Source organism: Coleofasciculus sp. (assembly GCF_046539235.1).
Classification (GTDB): domain Bacteria; phylum Cyanobacteriota; class Cyanobacteriia; order Cyanobacteriales; family Coleofasciculaceae; genus Coleofasciculus.
Map to the genome: position 1 here is coordinate 1 of NZ_JBKHHI010000440.1, position 5,312 is coordinate 5,312.

Below are 5,312 nucleotides of genomic sequence, written 5' to 3' on the forward strand. Positions count from 1 at the left end.
TTTAGCGAAGCCATGCCGCAGGCTTTGCGTCTCGCTCGCTATTGTGTCAGTTTTTTTCCTATCAAGGCTTATTGCTTGCACTAAATGAACCTTAAATCGTCCTCAAAGCCTTGATTTTAAAAAGGTCAAAATTCAAAACTTAGTCGGGGCGGGTTTAGTGACATCTGGGTGCAAAGTAAACGATAGTAGTGAAACCCGCCCCTACATTCGGAAAGAATGGGTTTGAGGTAACGTTATCATCAATAGCTGCCCGAAAGCACATAAACTCACCCCTATACACTCAAAACTCACGCGCCATGCCCAACTAGCAAAGTGAAGGGTCAAGACTACTCGGAATTGGCATGAATAGTTAGCGTCAAGGGATGCATTTTGGGAAAGTCTCGCTGAATAATTCGGATAACTTTTTGTTGGCTGGTTTTATTTTTTACAATAAATTGGGCAGTACCATCGCCTTGAGAACCTACACCCTTTCCCCCTAAAATATAAGGTTGAATCGGCTCATAATTGAGCAGTTGATGCAAAACGGGAGCCGTCAATTGTTGGGAACAAGCGGGGATGAGATAGCGATCAAATTCAGCTTGAGCCTTTGTCATCAACTGACCCAGCTTGGGAGCATCTCCCGCTTGCAGTGCTTCAACGGCTTCTTGAGTAATTTGATAACTAATAGTGCCGAGATAGTGTTGTACATTCTTCTGCACGTTATCAGTACCAAAGGGATAACACTGATTCAGCCGACTGAGGATTTCTTGGGTATTTTTACTCGCGCCCAGATCAACAATGACAAAAAACAAATCTTTGGCAACGTTTAGCTCGATAATATCCGCCGATGCGCCATCAAAAATCATGGCAATTGGTTGATTCCCATAAGCGCAGGCTTGATCCATACGTCCACAGTGAGAAGGTGTAGTTGTCTCACCCAGATAAGCATATTCCATTTCGCCTCGCCGATTCATTTTTAGGTCATATAAGCGATTAAAGGCGCGTGCGACTAAAACGCAAATGGCGGCACTGGATGATAATCCTTTCTGTATGGGTAAATCAGTGCAATAGTTATCGATTTCTACGCCACCTACTTGGAAGTAGGTGAGAAAATGATAAGCGACGCCAGCCGCATAACTGCAAAACCCTCCCTTTTGGGCTTCAGCAAGGAGAACAGAGCGTTCCATGGGTAACTGAATGGGTTCTGGACGAGTACCATCACTCAGAGAAGCGTGAAGGATGAAGTGGCTGGGGTGGGGCTTGACGTTGGCAGAGAGTCCCTGGTTGGTTCCTGTGATAATGGTATAACCTTTTCCTAGCTGAGGATTCAGGCGGCGGTAGCCTCCCGCCCAATCGCTGTGTTCACCAAAAAGACAAAGGCGACCTGGCACAAACAGTTTCATTCATAACCCCTATAATTATCGCGATCGCTATTAATAGATTACTCTGGAGGTTAACGTCTTGGCGCGATCGCTCTACGCTCATGCCATTTACAACTTCATACTGATATGACCCACTAGCCGTTCTACACAAACTAATCGTGAAGCTTGCTCCCTAAGCTATTACAGGAGAAAGAGCAATCCGCAAGAGCATTCTCTTGCTTCCCCTGCTTCCCCTGCTTCCAGACGCGCCATGGCACGTCTCTACATTGCTTCCCCTGCTTTTAGCGCTTAAGTTGACACCAATGGGCGAGTTTGTCCCCCTAGCACGCTTAAATGTTTCCCGGCTGCGAGGTGCAATTGAAAAGGTATTGAGAGAAGATTCCTACCAACAAAATGCAATACGGTTACAACAAGCAATTCGTCGGGCTGGAGGAGTGAATCGAGCGGCTGATATCATTGAACAGGTTGTATCTACTGGGAAGCCAGTCTTAGCTTCAAAAAACTAATCAACGTAGATCAGCACAATCAAGTCGAACATACATTTAACTATATCCCACCCTTGCATAAGTCAGTACCCTTTGTTTAAGTAACTTACTCCTTAGGGTAGATTCAACAAACCATGCAAGTTCCTTACGATCTGGAAAATATAAATATCTCTACCTTATGGAAACTTATGATGTCATCATCATCGGTGCGGGTCATAATGGTTTAGTTTGTGCAGGTTACTTGCTCAAGTCAGGTTACAGCGTTTTGCTACTCGAAAAGCGTTCTGTCGTAGGTGGAGCCGCTACAACTGAGGAAGCTATGCCAGAAGAAGCTCCAGGCTTCTACTTTAACCTATGTGCGATTGATCACGAATTTATTCACCTAGGACCAGTTGTTGAAGAACTTGAGTTAACCAAGTTTGGGCTTGAGTATTTGTACTGCGATCCCACTATTTTCTGTCCTCATCCAGATGGCAAGTATTTCTTAGCTCATCATTCCGTCGAAAAAACCTGTGCAGAAATCGCTCGCTATAGCCAGGGTGATGCTCAGAAGTATGGAGAGTATATGGACTTTTGGCATCGCCTGATTCAAGCCATTACTCCTATATTCAACGCACCTCCTAAATCGATCATTGATATTTTAGGGAACTATGGGCTGCATAACCTGCAAGACCTGTTTTCATTGCTAGGAGGCGTGGATAAAACCCTGGACTTGCTCCGTACCATGCTGACAAGTCCTAAGGACTCATTAAATGAGTGGTTTGACTCCGAATTTGTCAAAGCCCCCTTAGCCAGACTTGCCTCTGAACTGGGGGCTTCTCCGGCTGAGAAAACGATCGCGATGGGGGCGATAATGATGGCACTCCGTCATGACCCTGGTACCGCCAGACCGCGTGGGGGTACGGGTGCCTTAGTCCAAGCCTTAATCAAGGTGGTGAAGCATCATGGAGGCACTATCTTATCTGATCAGCATGTTGAGCGGATTCTCATGGGCAACAATGGACGAGCCGAAGCCGTTCGGGTTGCAGGGGGTCAGGAGTATCGGGCGAGAAAAGGGATTATCTCCAGCATTGATGCCCAGCGTCTCTTTCTTCAGCTTATTGATCCAGCCGATGCCCAAGCGATCGCGCCTGAGTTAAACGAGCGGATCAAGCGTCGGATTGTCAATAGTAATGACGGCATTTTGAAGATAGACTGCGCTCTCTCAGAAGCGCCTCGTTTTGAAGCGTATGACCATAAAGATGAGTATTTAATGGGGTCAGTGCTAATTGCCGACTCGATTAATCAGGTCGAAGCGGCTCATAATTTGCCGATAATGGGACATATTCCGGATCAGGATATCTCGCTGTGGGTGGCTGTGCCAACCGTCCTCGATCCTTCGATGGCACCAGAAGGGAAACATACGCTATGGATTGAGTTTTATGCCCCCTATCAAATTCGTGGCGCTGAAGGGACGGGTTTGTTTGGTACAGGGTGGACAGAGGAGCGAAAGAACCAAGTCGCGGATCGGATCATAGACAAGCTGGCAGAGTATGCGCCAAACGTCAAAGATTCCGTTATTGCCCGTCGAGTGGAGAGTCCGGCTGATTTAAGCGATCGTCTGGGGGTTTACAAAGGGAATCATTATCACATTGATATGACCCTAGACCAGATGATATTCTTCCGTCCTCTACCCGAAATTGCCAATTATCAAACTCCCATTGACGGATTATTCCTGACTGGGGCAGGAACTCATCCCGGGGGCTCAATTTCTGGTCTACCTGGACGTAATTGCGCCCGCGTATTTCTCAACACCCAGCAGCCCTTCAACCAGAACTTCAAGGAAGCCGGAAACTGGCTTAAATCCCGACTTGAGTATGTTTCTAAACTTGCCCAATAAAGCAGTGATTTAATTCCATATAACCATTAGGAGAAAACCATGGAAACTAGAGATTTTCAAACTCAAAGCGAAAACGTCCCTTATCCCAGCATTCCACCCCTCATCGATAGCCGGGAGACAGAATATCGGGGAACAGGAATTACCAGTTCGGTCGCAATTTTTGGTCATCCTATCCATCCGATCATTGTCATTTTCCCGATCGCGTTTTTGAGTGGTGTCGCTGGTACAGATATCGGTTATTGGTTAACCCGCGATGTATTTTGGTCAAGAGCCTCAATTTGGCTATTGGGACTGGGATTACTCTCAGCGATTGTAGCAGCATTAATTGGTCTTGTAGACTTCCTGCGTATTTCCCGAGTCCGCCAGCGTACAGCCGGTTGGGTACATGCGCTGCTCAATGTGGCGGTACTGGTGTTGAGTGGTGTTAACTTTTTCCTCAGATTGGGCAAACCAGTGACTATTATTATTCCCGTGGGACTGATCCTTTCCTCAATCGTGGCAATTCTGCTACTAGCTAGTGGTTGGTATGGGGGTGAATTAATGTTCCGTCATAAGGTGGGTATCATTGGTTCGGGTGAGACTCATGTCTCTTAATGCGAACAAGAGAATGCAGGATCTACCTTGTGACACATGCAGTTACTACTCATAACTTCTACTATGAACTGGCGAATGATGTGAATAACGCGGCAGCGTTTAACAGAAGAAAACATCAATTCAATAAAACTAGGAGGTATAAGTTTGACTACACTAACCCGAACTGCACAAGCACAGTGGAATGGCGACTTGAAAAGCGGCAATGGTATCATTAATGCTGAGAGTCATATCCTCAACCATACTTCATACACCTATTCTACGCGCTTCGAGGATACCCCAGGTACAAATCCTGAAGAACTTCTTGCCTCTGCCCATGCTGCTTGTTACACCATGGCGCTTGCTCATACTTTGGCAGAAAAAGGCTATAAAGCTGAAAGTCTTCAAACGCAGGCATTCTGCTCGCTAGAATCTCAGGAAAATGGGGGGTTCAAGATCACCAAAATGCGTCTAGCCACACAAGGACAAGTTCCGAACCTGGACGATACTCTATTTGGACAGATTGCCCAAGAAGCGGAGAAAGCCTGTCCAATTTCTAATGCCTTGCGTCAAAATGTAGAAATCGAACTTGATGCTGCTTTAACGTCATAGTTCATGGTTCATGGTTCATGGTTCATCGTTGACTCATTAGCAGTCCCTGAGTGACGCTCCCACGCTAAATTGCTAATTATAGCACTACCGGGATACGTTAGGACATTCCCCTGTTGCCTTTACACCCAATTTTATTGTCCTAACCTCAATGCGTAATGCTATATAGCGTGGGTCTTATAGTTCCACCAAATCCCCTCGTTAAATGAAAAAAGCAGTAGGGTGGGCATTGCCCACCCTACGACTAAATCTCTAATTCAGATTCACAGAACTAGCCGTTGATGCTAGGAGCTGTCAGAGCTACTGGGGTGGTTTCACCAGCCGCCAAGTCTAAGGGGAAGTTGTGAGCATTACGCTCGTGCATGACTTCAAAACCTAAGTTGGCGCGGTTGAGTACGTCTGCCCAGG

The 5,312-nt window shown here is 46.4% G+C and carries 4 protein-coding genes and 2 pseudogenes; 4 read left to right on the forward strand and 2 right to left on the reverse strand.

The features are described 5' to 3' along the window. Positions 1-326 precede the first annotated feature (326 nt). Positions 327-1,382 (reverse strand): mevalonate kinase family protein, encoded by a 1,056-nt coding sequence (locus ACLFWI_RS26225; protein WP_446408248.1) that lies wholly within the window; start codon positions 1,380-1,382, stop codon positions 327-329. 275 nt (positions 1,383-1,657) lie between these two features. On the opposite strand from ACLFWI_RS26225, the pseudogene ACLFWI_RS26230 reads away from it, so the two are divergent. The 4 genes and pseudogenes from ACLFWI_RS26230 to ACLFWI_RS26245 form a co-directional block, all read left to right on the forward strand. After that, a pseudogene (locus ACLFWI_RS26230) lies at positions 1,658-1,867 on the forward strand (glycosyl transferase family 1); the annotation flags it as partial. 157 nt (positions 1,868-2,024) lie between these two features. Continuing rightward, entirely contained in the window at positions 2,025-3,725 is a 1,701-nt protein-coding gene (gene crtO / locus ACLFWI_RS26235; RefSeq protein ID WP_446415364.1) for a beta-carotene ketolase CrtO, read from the forward strand. A 39-nt stretch (positions 3,726-3,764) separates the two neighbouring features. After that, complete coding sequence (locus ACLFWI_RS26240) at positions 3,765-4,319, forward strand: DUF2231 domain-containing protein (RefSeq protein WP_446415365.1); 555 nt, start codon at positions 3,765-3,767, stop codon at positions 4,317-4,319. 144 nt (positions 4,320-4,463) lie between these two features. Beyond that, positions 4,464-4,907, forward strand: coding sequence for an OsmC family peroxiredoxin (locus tag ACLFWI_RS26245; protein ID WP_446415366.1), 444 nt, complete (start codon positions 4,464-4,466; stop codon positions 4,905-4,907). A 268-nt stretch (positions 4,908-5,175) separates the two neighbouring features. Here the strand turns inward: ACLFWI_RS26245 and ACLFWI_RS26250 are convergent. After that, positions 5,176-5,312, reverse strand: a pseudogene (locus ACLFWI_RS26250) (photosystem II q(b) protein); the annotation flags it as partial.

Bases quoted from the DNA above. Each gene is read 5' to 3' on its own strand.
- ACLFWI_RS26240 (WP_446415365.1), top strand. From the start codon at position 3,765: ATGGAAACTAGAGATTTTCAAACTCAAAGCGAAAACGTCCCTTATCCC.
- ACLFWI_RS26225 (WP_446408248.1), bottom strand. From the start codon at position 1,382: ATGAAACTGTTTGTGCCAGGTCGCCTTTGTCTTTTTGGTGAACACAGC.
- crtO (WP_446415364.1), top strand. From the start codon at position 2,025: ATGGAAACTTATGATGTCATCATCATCGGTGCGGGTCATAATGGTTTA.